This window comes from Erysipelatoclostridium sp. An173 (assembly GCF_002160495.1).
Classification (GTDB): Bacteria; Bacillota_I; Bacilli_A; order Erysipelotrichales; family Coprobacillaceae; genus Thomasclavelia; species Thomasclavelia merdavium.
The window spans coordinates 33,728-49,015 of the sequence record NZ_NFKR01000020.1 but is presented as its reverse complement, the minus strand read 5'-3'; the positions used below and the strand labels follow the sequence as shown (position 1 = coordinate 49,015).

The 15,288-nt window shown below is 27.6% G+C and carries 16 protein-coding genes, 1 tRNA gene, 2 pseudogenes and 1 other annotated feature; of the genes and pseudogenes, 5 read left to right on the top strand and 14 right to left on the bottom strand.

The features are described from left to right. The 11 genes and pseudogenes from B5F09_RS09480 to B5F09_RS09430 form a co-directional block, all read right to left on the bottom strand. Positions 1–397 (bottom strand): annotated as a pseudogene (locus B5F09_RS09480) (3-deoxy-7-phosphoheptulonate synthase); the annotation flags it as partial. A gap of 38 nt (positions 398–435) precedes the next feature. After that, positions 436–682, bottom strand: a binding site (T-box leader). A 207-nt stretch (positions 683–889) separates the two neighbouring features. Then, complete coding sequence (locus B5F09_RS09475) at positions 890–1,225, bottom strand: inorganic diphosphatase (protein ID WP_087373817.1); 336 nt, start codon at positions 1,223–1,225, stop codon at positions 890–892. A 122-nt stretch (positions 1,226–1,347) separates the two neighbouring features. After that, positions 1,348–1,899, bottom strand: a complete 552-nt coding sequence (locus B5F09_RS09470; RefSeq protein ID WP_087299254.1) for a Sir2 family NAD-dependent protein deacetylase — start codon at positions 1,897–1,899, stop codon at positions 1,348–1,350. Between the two features lie 179 nt (positions 1,900–2,078). Next, positions 2,079–2,825 (bottom strand): NAD-dependent epimerase/dehydratase family protein, encoded by a 747-nt coding sequence (locus B5F09_RS09465; protein WP_239404305.1) that lies wholly within the window; start codon positions 2,823–2,825, stop codon positions 2,079–2,081. Positions 2,826–2,903: 78 nt separating this feature from the next. Next, positions 2,904–3,905: a methyltransferase domain-containing protein gene (locus tag B5F09_RS15205; protein ID WP_239404304.1), complete on the bottom strand. Its 1,002-nt coding sequence runs from the start codon at positions 3,903–3,905 to the stop codon at positions 2,904–2,906. Between the two features lie 219 nt (positions 3,906–4,124). Further along, complete coding sequence (locus B5F09_RS09455) at positions 4,125–4,622, bottom strand: GyrI-like domain-containing protein (RefSeq protein WP_087373813.1); 498 nt, start codon at positions 4,620–4,622, stop codon at positions 4,125–4,127. Between the two features lie 69 nt (positions 4,623–4,691). Next, positions 4,692–5,132 (bottom strand): GNAT family N-acetyltransferase, encoded by a 441-nt coding sequence (locus tag B5F09_RS09450; RefSeq protein WP_087373811.1) that lies wholly within the window; start codon positions 5,130–5,132, stop codon positions 4,692–4,694. Between the two features lie 143 nt (positions 5,133–5,275). Next, complete coding sequence (locus B5F09_RS09445) at positions 5,276–6,394, bottom strand: 5-methyltetrahydropteroyltriglutamate--homocysteine S-methyltransferase (RefSeq protein WP_087373809.1); 1,119 nt, start codon at positions 6,392–6,394, stop codon at positions 5,276–5,278. Between the two features lie 117 nt (positions 6,395–6,511). After that, entirely contained in the window at positions 6,512–6,958 is a 447-nt protein-coding gene (locus B5F09_RS09440; protein ID WP_204215278.1) for a flavodoxin family protein, read from the bottom strand. After that, on the bottom strand, positions 6,924–7,109 hold the full coding sequence (locus B5F09_RS15320) for a flavodoxin family protein (RefSeq protein ID WP_087373805.1): 186 nt from the start codon (positions 7,107–7,109) through the stop codon (positions 6,924–6,926). Before B5F09_RS15320 ends, B5F09_RS09440 begins: the two co-directional genes overlap by 35 nt. A gap of 58 nt (positions 7,110–7,167) precedes the next feature. Beyond that, positions 7,168–7,401, bottom strand: coding sequence for a hypothetical protein (locus B5F09_RS09430; RefSeq protein ID WP_087373803.1), 234 nt, complete (start codon positions 7,399–7,401; stop codon positions 7,168–7,170). 132 nt (positions 7,402–7,533) lie between these two features. Between B5F09_RS09430 and B5F09_RS09425 the strand changes: the two genes are divergently transcribed. Both B5F09_RS09425 and B5F09_RS09420 read left to right on the top strand, forming a co-directional pair. After that, positions 7,534–8,415 (top strand): LysR family transcriptional regulator, encoded by an 882-nt coding sequence (locus B5F09_RS09425; protein ID WP_087373801.1) that lies wholly within the window; start codon positions 7,534–7,536, stop codon positions 8,413–8,415. Between the two features lie 95 nt (positions 8,416–8,510). Next, positions 8,511–9,987 (top strand): annotated as a pseudogene (locus tag B5F09_RS09420) (glycoside hydrolase family 1 protein). A gap of 58 nt (positions 9,988–10,045) precedes the next feature. On the opposite strand, the gene B5F09_RS09415 reads toward B5F09_RS09420, so the two are convergent. Continuing rightward, positions 10,046–10,966, bottom strand: coding sequence for an aldo/keto reductase family oxidoreductase (locus tag B5F09_RS09415; RefSeq protein WP_087299276.1), 921 nt, complete (start codon positions 10,964–10,966; stop codon positions 10,046–10,048). Positions 10,967–10,989: 23 nt separating this feature from the next. After that, positions 10,990–12,114 carry an aldo/keto reductase gene (locus tag B5F09_RS09410; protein WP_087373799.1) on the bottom strand — a complete coding sequence of 375 codons (1,125 nt, stop codon included), beginning with the start codon at positions 12,112–12,114 and terminating at the stop codon, positions 10,990–10,992. A gap of 127 nt (positions 12,115–12,241) precedes the next feature. Here B5F09_RS09410 and B5F09_RS09405 point away from each other — a divergent pair, with 127 nt between their 5' ends. From B5F09_RS09405 to B5F09_RS09395, 3 genes are all read left to right on the top strand, one after another. Then, complete coding sequence (locus tag B5F09_RS09405) at positions 12,242–13,009, top strand: YdcF family protein (RefSeq protein ID WP_087373798.1); 768 nt, start codon at positions 12,242–12,244, stop codon at positions 13,007–13,009. 67 nt (positions 13,010–13,076) lie between these two features. Continuing rightward, positions 13,077–13,421: a hypothetical protein gene (locus B5F09_RS09400; RefSeq protein WP_087373796.1), complete on the top strand. Its 345-nt coding sequence runs from the start codon at positions 13,077–13,079 to the stop codon at positions 13,419–13,421. 228 nt (positions 13,422–13,649) lie between these two features. After that, positions 13,650–14,711 (top strand): WYL domain-containing protein, encoded by a 1,062-nt coding sequence (locus B5F09_RS09395; protein ID WP_087373794.1) that lies wholly within the window; start codon positions 13,650–13,652, stop codon positions 14,709–14,711. A 355-nt stretch (positions 14,712–15,066) separates the two neighbouring features. Here B5F09_RS09395 and B5F09_RS09390 read toward each other — a convergent pair. Next, positions 15,067–15,142, bottom strand: a tRNA-His gene (locus tag B5F09_RS09390). Positions 15,143–15,288: the final 146 nt, after the last annotated feature.

Sequence of the window (15,288 nt, the reverse complement as noted above, 5' to 3'; positions counted from 1 at the left end):
TTGGTTTGAAAGCACCACCTCTTAAAATATTAGCCCCTGAAGCTTTGATTGATTTAGCTATTTCAATTACCTGTTCTTCACTTTCAACAGAACATGGTCCAGCAATCAAAGCCAGATTATCACCACCGACTTTAACCCCAGCTACATCGACAATCGTATCTTCAGGATGAAAAGCACGATTAGCTAATTTATATGGTTCAGAAACCTTCATTACTTTTTCAACACATTCTTCTACTTCAATTACTTTAGGATCGATTCTGGTAGTATCTCCTACCATTCCAATAATTGTTTGAATTTCTCCTTTTGATACATGCGGTTCAGCACCATTATCACGAATTATTTCTTCAATTTTTTTAATATTTTCATCATTAGTATGCGGTTTTAAAACAATAATCATTTGATTTTCCTCCTTATATAACAAAAAAACTCGTCCTAGCAAAGGACGAGATAACTTCGTGGTACCACCTTTATTCACTAATAGGTCACCCTATCAGCCTCATCAAGTACGCCATATTAATTATGGTTCATACTCTAACACGATAACGGGTGTTCCCGGAGATGCCTACTATTTTCAACATTCTACTCCTTGATGTATTCAACTATTTGTTTGGATATCGTCACACCACACCGATACTCTCTTTGCCTAAACGCCTAGCCTACTAGTTCAATTCTTCGTATTTAATTTATTATGTTATTAACATAATACTAGTAAATAATTTTTTTGTCAATTAATAAATATTTATTTTTTTATCTCTTCTAACGCCATTCTAATTAGTAATAGGATTACCATACAAAAATAACTTATTATATAATGTCTAAACTTTATTCATTTAATCATCTTTTGATTATTTCGTAAATATAGATATACATACATTTATAATGCTAGGGTTCATCTTATAATTATATGTTTAAAAAAACGTTCTTGAAATTCTACTAAAGCTTCAAGTTGCTCATTACTATAGTTTTTATTCGTTGGAACTATTACTAATTTATCATCATTATCATCGATTCTATGAATCAATGCGATACATTTTCCAGTAAAATATTTTATTGGTTCAAATACTCCTAATATATAACAATCTAATTCTTCACTATCCCCACTAATGGTATTTGGAACATACCCATAATTAATTGGATAAATAAAACCATAGTCAGGATGTTTACTTCCAAATTCTCTGTCTATTTTAACCTCAAGAATCCTTCCAACATATTTTTTATTATCCAAATTCAGTTACCTCCATAAATAAAATTTGTATAAAACATATAATAATATATTAAAAGCATCCTATTTTCTTACTGTACTGATCCAAAAGTTTTATACTGATACTCCTTTTTTTAAAATCATATTTACTTAATCAATTTATCCAATACTTTCCTAACATTATGAGCAGCATCATCTTGAATTTCAATAATTCTTGCTCCCCTTGACTTAGCAACCTCTCTTAAATCAACAGCTATTGCGGTATGATAAGAACATCCAATCACTAAAAATACATCACCAGGTCCTAGACCATAAACCATTTCATATGCTTTTTGATAATTAGGCGCAGGGTCACCATATAAAACCGGCTTATTATATAATGACCAGGCTTGATCCATTTCATCATCTTCAGGTAAACCACCATGCATTTCTAATGCATCACTTCCAGCCAACTTATGTAATCCGTCAATATTCATTGTAATAACTGGAATTTTATATTCAGCTAAAGCAATGTGGGCATCATTTGGTTTTGCCCCATTCATATTAGCTTTTAATTGTCTAATAACTTCGTTATATTCTTCATGATGAGTATTAGCATAATCTCTAAACAACTTTTCTCTAACTTCAGGCTGTTCCATAAAAGTAGGAATATTAGATTGCTTTGATATTCCTGCACCTGTAAAAGCTAAAATTTTCATTAAAACCATCTCCTTTATTCTATATTAAATATTTAATTTTAAATTATATTTATTTTTATTTGCAATAAAACTTATTTATCATAATTATACTTGATTTATAGTATAAAACAAAATAAAAGATACTCAATAGAATAGTAATTAAACTCTCAAGTATCTTATAATAACACTAAAACAACATCTTATAATTCGTTTGTTTTATTAAATATATTATTATCAATAAATTCAATGAATGGCTTTTTGTTTACCTCATCCATGTTTTTTATATACCACTCATATGACTCTTTTAAACCATCTTCTAATGATAGTGTTGATGATATTAAAGTATCCTGATTTGTAACATCCAAATAATATTCGTAATCATAAAAACTAAAATATTTTCTTTGATTTATATTATCATAAACATTTATAAACTTAGGCTTTTTATTCAACACACCATAACAAGCTTCTACCCATTCTTTGATAGTAATTGCTTCTTTATTTCCTACATTAAAAATGTGTTGTGCCGGTTTATTTTCTATAAGAAAGTCTATAACCCGACATAAGTCTTTAACATGGAAAAATTGTAATTTCATTGAACCATCTTTAGGCAAATAAAATGGTCTATCATCAATTGCACAATCAAAAACAAAAGCTTCTCGATATACATTATTCATCGGTCCATATAAATATGGTGGTCTAAGAATATAAGCATCACTCACTCTTTGCATAAGTGTTTTTTCAGCAGCGATTTTATCAGTCCCATATTTTCCCCAAAACTTATTTTTTGCTAAAACACTATTCTCTTTAAAAGGCTGACTGCCATATTCAGGATAAACCGCACTAGAACTTATCATGATATATTGTTTAAAATTACCTAAACCATCTAATAAATCATTAATATCATTTTCATTATATGCAACAACATCGATAACTACATCAAAACTCATATTCTTGAACTTTTCTTGCTTTAAACATTCCCGCATGTGTTGTTAAATAAAAAATCTTATTTTTGTCAAAATAATGTTTTAAATATTGGTAAAATTGCACTTTTTTCTATATAACGGTTCTAAATTAGGACTCAGTCCTTTTCCGCTTAATATAAATTGATAAAATAAATCCATATCTGTAATTTCATAAGTTTCTTTACGATCAAATGATTCAACATTGCAAAAATATTTGATTAATTTTTCTTTACCATTTTCATATCCAAATCGGTTATATAATATCTCTTGATCAAATGATATTTTAGAATCAAATTTTTTTAACATCTCATCTCTTTCTACCATCATATCCTTAGCTATTGTCGAACAATATATAGTACCTCCTTTTTTTAGTACCCTATATATTTCTTTTAAAGCCTGATCTAAATTTTCAAAATACATTAAAACATGATTAATGATTATAATTTCAAAACTTTCATCATCATATGGCAAATGAAAACAATCAGCCAAATCAAAAGATTTTATTTGTGAGATGCCATAAAGTTTCAAATAACTTTCATCTATCATCTTTTGAGAAATATCACTTAAAATTATTTCAATATTTTTAGGAATCCTATCTTTATTACATTGCCATAATGTACCATCTCCACAACCTATTTCTAAAATCTTGTCACTATCGTTAAATTGATAATGATCAAACATCCATTCATGAAAGTTTTGATCAAAATGGGTATGTCTATGATGAAATAAAACCCTTGTTTTTAATCCATCTGGTGTTTCAAATTGAAGTTGTAAATTTTGTCTATTTTGAATTTGTAAAAATTTTGTATATATTTTTGAAATATTCATGTTATTTTCATTTTGTATTTCATCAATAAGAGATAACATTATTTTAGTATTAGTTAACTGTATATTTAATAAATCTTTTTGCATGACTATTTGTTCTTCAATGTTTTTATCCTTAATAATGTATTTGATTTCTTCTAGAGTATAGCCTGCTTTCTTTAAAAGTTGTATTGTCTGTAATTGTATAAAATAATCTTCTTCAATATATTTTCTACCATTTTCAATAACTGGTATAATCAAATTTATGCTTTCATAATATTCTTAAAGTTCTAAGTGTTGTATGAGTAATATTTGAAAATTCTCTATAACTATATTTTTCCATTACCTTCACCTCTTGATTAGATTATAATTTGGAACGTAACGTCACTGTCAACTGAAATTTCTATTAATATCTTTTATTATTTTAATCCAAATTATTTATACCCATATCAAAAGTATACATCATCCTATATCAATAAATTATTTTTTTAGCTTAACAGGAATCCAGATTTCACTATATGCATAATCTTCTTTATATTCATTCATTTTAGTAAAAGAAAAGGAAAAAGAAAATGCTAATTCATAATTAGAAGCAGGCAGCCATTTTGAATATATTTTGGCCATCGTATTTTGTAGTGTAAAAGGGAATGGCCCTTTATTTGGAAAAACTGCCCATGTACAAGCTGGCATTGAACACTTATCAAATTGATTACTAAAATCCTCTCGTGTAGTTAAAACCCCAACTAAATGTGTTAAATGGCCTTTTTCTTCAAGAAAATCGCTATCAGAATCATAAGATACATTTACTACTTCAAATGGTTCAATATTTTGTAATTCACGTAACTCCTTCCATTGATTTTCTGTTATTCCTTGTGTCAATTTTACTATTTCGTTATTTACACCTTCAAATTGCAAGGCTACGCGTTTACTAACTCCAACAAAATTAAATGCTTCTTTTTCAACAATTTTAAAATCCATACTTTTCTCTTTAAACGATAATATATTCTTTAAAAAATCATTTATTTTAATTCATTTATTAATAACTTCCTATATTTTTTTCTGATATATTTTTTCAATCTTTCCATGCCGATTTTCTTTATAATCACATATTTTAAAGCCATATTTTTCATATAAATTTACATGATCTGATACTATATATACTGCTATAAATCCTAAACTGCTTGCATAATCAATAGCCTTATCTATCATTTTTTTACTTAATCGGTAACCTCGATATTTTTCATCAACATAAATATAGCCAATAAATGGTCTATAATTTACATTTTTAATGCAATCTTCTTTAGTAAATGTACAAAAAGCAATAATATTATTATCTTTTAAAACAATCAAAACACGCTGCCAATCATTAAAATAGTTATTAATCATTTTACTAGCTAATGATTTTCCAGCTTTCCACGGACAATTTTGGATATATTCTATTGCTTTTTGCCATTCTTTGTCATTTGATGTAATAAATTTTAATTCCATTTTATCTTCCTTATAATAGTAATATTTTAATGTAATTATTTTATCAAACAATAATATTATTTTAAATCTCTTCAATTACTTTTAGTATAATTTTAATAAACAAAAAAGAAGATCTCTTTGACCTTCTTTTGCCTATTTTAAGATTATTTCCAAATTTCATCTGCTATTTCTTTAACTAACTCTAATTTTGCCCATTGCTGTTTTTCAGTTAGTTTATTTCCAATTTCACAAGAAGCAAAGCCACATTGGGGACTTAAGCATAGTCTATCTAATGGAATATATTTTTTAGCCTCATTGATTCTAGCGATAATCTCTTCCTTATTTTCTAAAACTGGTGATTTTGTTGTAATTAAACCTAAAACAACTTTTTTATCTCCAGATACTTTTGCAAGTGGTGCAAATCCACCAGATCTTTCATCATCAAATTCTAAATAAAATGCATCAACATTTTGATTGCCAAATAAAACATCGGCTACTGGATCATAGGCACCACTATTGGCATATGTAGAATGGAAATTTCCTCTACAAACATGCATACTAATGACCATATCTTTTGGCGCATTAGCAATAACCTTATTATTAATATCTTTATGAATCTTTTGGATTTCTTTTAGTCCTTCTGGAGTAGTTCCATATGCAAGATGACCAGTTTTATCAGCCATCATTCCCCAAGTACAATCATCAAATTGTAAATTTCGACATCCTGCATTATACAAATCATCAATTACCTTTTTATAACCAGCAACAATATCATTAATTAATTCTTCATCACTTGAATAATACTTTTCAGTATTTTCTCTATTAAAAGGCATTATAAATTGTGCTAAAAATTGAGCTGGTGCAGGAATTGTTTGCTTAGCTACTGTATTTTCATCTTCTAATGCTTTAATAAATCTAAAATGATCAACAAATGAATGTTCATGTGTTAATTTAACTTTACCAGTTAAATAAGTATCATCTATCATTGCTGCCTCATCATGAAATGGTAAACCAGTGTTTGTCTTAGAGTGCCCTACTCCTTCAAAATCCCACATAAAATCTAAATGCCAAGTAGCACGTCTAAATTCACCATCAGTAATAACATGATATCCTAGTTTTTTTATTTTAGTTACCAAATCAATAATACATTCATCTTCGACATTTTTTAATTCACCGTAAGATATTGAACCAGCCTCAAATTCTTTTCGAGCGTTTTTTAATTTCTCTGGTCGTAAAAAACTACCGACAAAATCATATTTAAAAGGTATTTGTAAGTTACTCATTAATTCATCCTCCTATAATATCTACCGGATATTTTAACAAGCTAATTACTATTTGAAAAATATAAAAATTTATCGGTTTACTATAGTTTTTATCTATAGCAAAAAAATTTTAAGCCTTTAAATTCTTTTTGAATCATTTCCATCACTTTTTTTTAACCTTTTTAAAACATATGCCATATTCTGACCAATATTTTTCATGTTTTCGATTCCTTCTAAATCAGTTTCAACATCACCTGGTAATTGACCATAAACCATATTCCAATATGTTGAACCAACAATAATCATTTGCTGATTCAAGAAAAAATGATTCATTGCATCCACTGCATTTAAACCACCACGTCGAAGTGATACGATGGATGCTCCTGCTTTATATTTAATTGAAAGGGTTTCTTTATTCATATCCAATACAACTGCAGCTCTTTCTAATAAAGCCTGCATAGATGAAGATATATTAGCCATATATACTGGTGAGCCTAATATGATTCCATCAGCAGTCATCATTTTGTTAAAAACATCATTAAAATCGTCTTTATAAACACAATTTTTTTCTACTATTACAAGCAAAGCAGGCACGACAAGGATTGATTTTTTTGTCATAGAGAGTTACTAATTCTGTTTCTATTCCTTCCTTATTTAACTCTTTAAAAATATATTTAATAAGTATTGTAGTATTACTATCTTTTCTAGAACTACCGTTTATTCCTATTACCTTCATCTTTGCTCCTCAATTTATTTTCATTAATACTATATTTAATTGATATAGAACAGTTATTTTATTCAATATCTTTTTTTAATTTACATAATAAATAATCCAAACTATCAATTTGACGATGATATTGATGCAATTTATCTAAAAGCTTATTTCGATGTTTCGATAAAACATAAATCAACGAATCAATTTGTTGTGCTTTTTTCAATAATTTACATTTTTCAATCATTTCATGATCACATCCAGCATCCAATAAATTTTCTATAAAACAACTATTTTGATCATAATAATCTGGCAATAATATCACCCCCTATTAATTAAATAACATTCTAATTTTCAGTCATTAAAATGTCTAATATTTATAATTTATATCAAGTTATTCTTTTTAAGAATAATTATCTTCTGTATAATAAACATAGAGGTGATTAAAATGGAAATAAGAGTTTTACGTTATTTTCTAGCAATCGCAAGAGAAGAAAATATGACTAGAGCTGCAAAATATCTTCATGTAACCCAACCTACCTTATCTAAACAAATAAAGCAATTAGAAGAAGAAATTGGTAAAAAGTTATTTATCCGCAGTAATTATAGTATTAAATTAACTGACGAAGGTCTTCTTTTAAGAAAAAGAGCTGAAGATATTTTAAGCATGGTTGATAAAACGATGGAAGAATTCCAGGCATTAGATGATATTACTGGTGGCGATATCTATATTGGTGCTGCTGAATCTGAATCATTTAGCTATTTTGCAACAGCTGCTAAAGATTTACAGCTTCAATACCCAAATGTAAAATTTCATTTATACAGTGGTAATACTGAAGTTATCGCTGAAAGACTAGATCGAGGTTTATTAGATTTTGCCATAATTGTTCAAGAAGTAGATTTATCTAAGTATAACTATATTAAAATACCTACCAGTGATACTTGGGGAGTTATTATGCGTAAAGATAGCCCACTAGCAAAAAAAGAATATATCACTATCGAAGATTTAATTGATCTACCTTTAATTGTATCAAGACAAGGAATCACTGAAGATTATCCAAAGTTATTTAAAGAAAAATTAGATCAACTACACATTGTAGCAACTTTTGACCTTATTTATAACGCTTCTATCATGGTCAAAGAAGGATTTGGCTACGCATTAAGTTTTGATAAAATCGTCGATACTAGTGAAAATAGTGAGCTTTGTTTTCGAGTACTAAAACCAGAATTAAAAACTAATATGTATATTATCTGGAAAAAATATCAAGTATTTACACCTATTGCTGAAAAGCTATTATCAAAGATGCAACAACACTTCAATGATAGATAAATAGAATAATTAGATATAAAATATAAATATTGGATATTTCTTTACCATCTTTATACAATAAAATCATCAAAATTTTATTGAAAGGATGGATAATAATGAGTTTTAAAGAAGATTTTTTATGGGGTGGCGCTACAGCAGCTAATCAACATGAAGGAGGCTATAACAAAGGAGGACGTGGCCTAAGTACATTTGATGTTGTTACTGGTGGTGGATATAAGGTTCCTAGAAAAGTTACTTTTAAAACCGCTAACGGGAAAATAGGTGCAGTTCCTGTTGATAGCACTATGACAGGACCAGTACCAGAAAATAGCGTTGGTTATATCAAAGAAAATACTTATTACCCTAGTCATGAGGCGACTGATTTTTATCATCATTGGAAAGAAGATATCGCTTTAATGGCCAAGATGGGATTTAAATGTTTTCGAATGTCAATTAGCTGGTCTAGAATCTGTCCTAATGGTATGTATGAAATCAATGAAGAAGGACTTAAGTTCTATGATCTTATCTTTGATGAGTTATTAAAATTTGGTATTGAACCGGTGGTGGCAATTAACCATTTTGAAATGCCTATGTATTTAGCTGACCATTATGATGGCTGGCTAAGTCGCGAAGTCATTGATTTTTTCCTTTTTTATACTAAAACTATTTTTGAACGTTATAAAAATAAAGTAAAATACTGGATGACATTTAATGAAATCAATGTCTTATCTGGATGGTGTCAAATCGGCGTTCATAATAATAATCCTCAAAATTTATATCAAGCTCATCATCATATCTTTGTTGCTAGCGCGAAAGCTGTTAAATTAGGTCATCAAATTAACCCCAATTTTAAAATTGGAATGATGGTATCTTATACACCTAGTTACCCAATGACATGTAAACCAGAAGATGTTATGGAAGCAATTAAATTTAATCGTCAAAAAGAATTTTATATGGATGTTCAAGTAAGAGGGTATTATCCTGAATATCAATTAAAGAAATTTGAAAGAGAAAATATTCATATCAAAATGGAAAAAGATGATTTGAAGATTATTGAAAATGGAATTGTAGACTATATTGGTTTTAGCTACTATATGTCAACTGTTTCTTCAACTGATCCAAATGCTAAAAAAACTGAAGGAAATCAATTTATAGCATATAAAAACCCTTATTTAAAAACATCAAATTGGGGTTGGACTGTCGATCCCCTTGGACTAAGAATTGCTTTAAATCAAATTTATGACCGTTATCATAAACCAATGTTTATCGTTGAAAATGGTTTAGGTGCCAAAGATGTTATTGAAAAAAAATGGAACTATCAATGATGATTATCGTATTGAATATTTAAAGAATCATATCAAAGCAATGAAAGATGCTGTTGAATTAGATGGTGTTGATTTAATCGGATATACAGTGTGGGGCTGCATTGATATTGTTTCAGCAGGAACTGGAGAAATGAAAAAAAGATATGGTCTTGTTTATGTAAATAAACACGATGATGGAAGTGGCGATTTTTCTAGAATAAAGAAAAAATCGTTTAATTGGTATAAAAACGTTATTCAAAGTAATGGCGAAAACCTCGATAATTACTAAATAAAAAAAGAAGCATCGCTTCTTTTTTATTTAGTGTGTTAAAGCATAAAACCAAAATCTATGGTAATGGTTTATCACTAGCTAAATATAAATCATACCATTGTTGTCTAGTTAGTTTAACATTTATAGCCTCTACACTTTCTTTTAAATGAACTGGTGAAGTTGTTCCAACAATAGGCTGCATATTAGCTGGATGACGTAATATCCAGGCAATAGCAATAGCCGTTTTACTAACATGGTATTCATTAGCTAATTTTTCTAACTCCTGATTTAATTTAGCGTAATCAGGATTATCAATAAATGTTCCTTCAGCCCAAGAAGCCTGAATAACACTCCATGGTTGAATAGTGATATCATTTAAACGACAAAAATCTAAAACGCCACCATCTTTATCTTGAGCCCAATCTTCTTTCATATTCATATTTAATCCTGAATCAATCATAACAGAATGAACAATTGAAAGTTGTAATTGATTAATGATGATTGGATATTTTGAATACTTTTGTAATAATTTGATTTGATATGGCGTATGATTAGAAACACCAAAATATCTTACTTTTTTACTTTCATACAATTCATCAAAAGCTTCAGCCACTTCTTGAGGATCACATAATGCATCAGGTCGATGCAATAATAAAATATCAACATAATCGCAATTCAATCTTTTTAACGATTCATTAACACTATTAATGATATGTTCTTTAGAAAAATCATAACGTTTACCTGGAACAATGGCACATTTAGTTTGAATAATCATCTTTTCACGATATTCAGGATGTTTTTTTAAAACTGCTCCAAATAATTCTTCAGATTTTCCCCCACCATAAATATCAGCATGATCAAAGAAATTAATGCCTAAATCTAAAGCTGTAGCAATTAGCTCTTCAACTTCTTCAACGCTTTTATCAGCAATTCGCATACATCCTAAAGCAATCTTTGAGACCTTTAAATCTGTTTTTGGTAATTGATAATATTCCATAATAAACTCCTTTTATATTATTTTTAATTATCAGAATTTAAATATTCAGAAACTTTTTGTAAATCATCACGAATTGAAAGTTGTTGTGGACATAGTTTTTCACACTTACCACACTTACGACAGTTTTCAGCTTTAGCTTCTGGTTTCATGCTTGCTAGTTTATCCTTGAATTGTTCATGGCTATCATAAACAAATGCATTATTCCAGTATTTAAAATTGCTAGGAATATCGACACCAAAAGGACATGGCATACAGTAACTACATCCAGTACATCCGTTTTTCATACGAGCTTTTAAAGTATCACGAACTTCTTGAATCAACATTAATTCATCTTGATTTAAATATTCAAAATTTTCAAATGTCTTCAAATTATCAAGTACTTGATCGTAAGTTGACATTCCACTTAAAACTACTTTAACATTTGACAAACTAGCTACATAACGTAATGCCCATGATGAAATACTAGCATCAGGATTATAATCTAAGAATTTTTGAGCAATATCTTTTGGTAAATTAGCCAAAGAACCACCTTTAATCGGTTCCATAACTACAATTGGTATTTGCATTTTTTCAGCTAACTGATATCCTTTCATACCAGCTTGAATATCCATATCCATATAATTTAATTGTAACTGACAAAAATCCCAATTATGATATTCCAAAATTTCTTTAAATACAGGATATTCATCATGAAAACTAAATCCTAAATAACGAATTTTTCCAGCTTCTCTTAATTTTTCACACATCCCAATCAAATCATATTCGATTACTTTTTGCCATTTTTCACTATCTAAAGCATGTAATAAATAGAAGTCAACATATTCAACATCTAATCTTTTTAACTGATCTTCAAAAATCTTTAAAGCCTCTTCTTGACTATTAACCTTCCATACTGGTAATTTTGTTGCCAAAAAGAAACTATCACGACGATATTTTTTTAATACTTTACCAACAAAAGGTTCACTATCGCCATTATGATATGGATAAGCAGTATCAATATATGTTACCCCTGAAGCGATTGCTTTATCAATCATTTTTTCAGCTTCTGCTTCATTAATCTTACCATCTTCAGTTAATGGAAAACGCATACATCCAAATCCTAATAATGATGGTTCAATTCCTAATTTTTCAAATCTTTTAACTTTCACTATTATTTCCTCCTACAACATACTTTTATTATACTACTAAGTAATAAATTAGTGCAATTTTAAATATTTTTAAGAAATTTCTTTAAATATTTATGATAGAATGATAAAAAGGAGTTTTTTAAACAATATGATAAAGAATTGTCGAATATTTGATTATTTATTAATTACTTTGAGTATAATTTCAATCATTTATTTTATAATCTTAGTAATTAATTCTAGATTTATAACTGCTTATTTTATTTACCCTATTTTTTCAATAATTACTGGTTTTTATAGTTTTTATGAACTAAAAAATAAAGTTAGTATTTTATCTAATTTACCCAAGGGGGTAAATTACAGTATCAAAGCTATTTTAATTTTAGGAATTTCAATATTTGTAGTAATTGAAAGCTTAATTATTTATGAATCTAACAATAAATATAATCATGAATGTGATTATGTAATTGTTCTAGGAGCTAGATTAAATGGTTCATCACCTTCACCATTACTTCGCTATCGATTAGAAGCAGCTTTACAATATCATCAAAAATTTCCTAACACTAAAATTATTGTTAGTGGCGGTCAAGGCGATGGCGAAAATATAAGCGAAGCCAAAGCAATGAAAGATTATTTAGTAGAAAAAGGTATTGATGAATCACTTATTATTACCGAAGATAAAAGTACTAATACAAATGAAAATATTATTTATAGTAAAGAAATTATTGAAGAAAAAACAAATAAAGATTATGATGTTGTAATTATTACTAATGGTTTCCACTGTTTTCGAAGTAAACTGCTTGCAAATAAACATAATTTAACAGCCCATACATATGCTGCTAAAGAAAGAGATGATACTGCACCACACTATTATTTAAGAGAGTTTTTCGGCTGTTTAAAAGATATTCTTTTATCTTAAATTTCCAAAATGTTCCCATATTTATATAAAATTTACTTTGATATAATATTTTTACGGAGGAAAATCTATGTTTAGTAAATTATATATTACCATTAGGGCAAAAGATCAGTTAGATGATGCCATTATTGACCCTCTTTCTTTTATTTTGATTGACTGGAACGTCGATGGTTCTTTAATTGATTGGGATATTTATCCAGATCGTGCTAAGTTAGAAATCAATATTGAAAATGACAACTATCAACATTACGATATCACATTTCAAGGCATGCAAAATATTATGGAATTATGTTATGAATATGAATTCGTTATGACAATCATTGATAATGATGATTGTCAGGAAATCTATACGACATATTACAGTACTTATAATTCTAGTAATTTTGAAACTGAGGTTTCTGAATTACTTAGCTAAAAGTATAAAGATTGTTTTCTTTATACTTTTTATTTATGATTAAACTCCTAAAATATGTTCTTCTTCCTATAAAATCACACATAAAATACATTTTTTTACATTTGTTTTCAAAAAATTACAAATTTATTTAAATAATATATTTTTAATAACAAATAATTAATCTTATTTTAAGTTTGCGATTTTACATATTTTGCAAGATAAAGTAAAATAAATCAAGGAGGGAAGAAAATGGGAGAAATTAGCAACGGAACTAGAATTTTATTAATTCAATACCTATTAAAAAGATTAACCGATCAAAATCATGCTCTATCACGAGATGAGTTGATTTCAAGAATCAGTTCTATTAGTGCTTCTGTTTCAGGAAATACAATTAAATCAGATATTGAATCAATTAAAACATTTGATAATCTAATTAATGTTTACAATGATATACTAATTCAACCTTTTGAAAGTAATAGTGGTGGTAAGATAAACTATGTAACGAAACAAAAAAAAGGTTCTTACGTAGAAAAGCCATTTTATAGTGATGCGCAACTTATTTTATTAGCCAACCTATTAAATAAAATATCATATTTAGAAAATCAAGAAGAACCTAAACTAATTGAAAAAGTTTTATCTGATAGTTCGATATACCGTATTAATCATTATCATCTATTAGATAACATAAATAGTACTAATGATAATTCAATTTACAGTAATCTAGAATTAATAATCAATGCCATTAATAGTCATTCATGTCTAGATTTTAAATGCTTAGAGTATAATATCATTAACAATAAACTAACTGATACTGTTAATTCCCGATCAATATTGTTATATCCGACAAATATTGAACTAAAAAATGATTTAGTTTATGTTTCTGGCTATCAATATACAAAGGATGCCGATTTTGAATTAAAATATTATTGTTTAGATAGAATTACTGATTTAAAAATTTGTTACTGTCCAAAAAATATTCAAAATAAAATGGAAGCTTTTAAAACAAAAACATGGCAAAAAAACGATCCATTAAAACTTGATACTAAAAACAAAATCAACCTAAAATTACGTGTATATTTAGGTAATACTGATATTTTTGAAAAATTAGCACTATATTTTAAAAATAATATTAGCCAGATTGAACAATTTCATCAATTTATTGAAGTTTCAATTAATGACGTTAATAATGATAATGATCTACTTACAAATCTATTACAAATAGCTAGTCATGTTGAGGTTTTAAAACCAATTGAACTTAGAGATAAATTGAAAGATGAAATTCAAAGAATGTATACGATTTATCGAATATAAAATCATCGTTGAATAATCGATGATTTTTGGTCCTATAATTTAAACAGAGTATTTATAAATCTTCGTTTAAATTATAGAGCCATTTTTTATTTATCAATAACTTTACCGTATAAAAAACATAATTACCCTTTTTACATATGGTTTAATTATGTTATTTTCTTACAATAGTATATTTTATAAAATATTGGTTTATAAAATAATAAAACTAGAAACCATAGTAATTTCTAGTTTTTATTTCGCCTTTAAATTATAAATAATAAACTTTATCTATAACATTTAATTTTAAGCGAGTATTAAATTTTATATAGTGTGTTAATCTTACTTCTATTATAAAATCATATATGCCCTATATAAATGGGGCGGACGATGGGGATCGAACCCACGCATGCCAGAGCCACAATCTGGTGTGTTAACCACTTCACCACGTCCGCCACATTAAAATAGATTTTTCGCTTAACGCAAGAAAGATTATATATAATATTTTACAAAAAGTAAAGAGAAAAATAAAAAATTATAAAAGTTTTTCTCTAATATTATTATAAAAACCAAATATTTAATAAAATCCCGCTAAATAAGC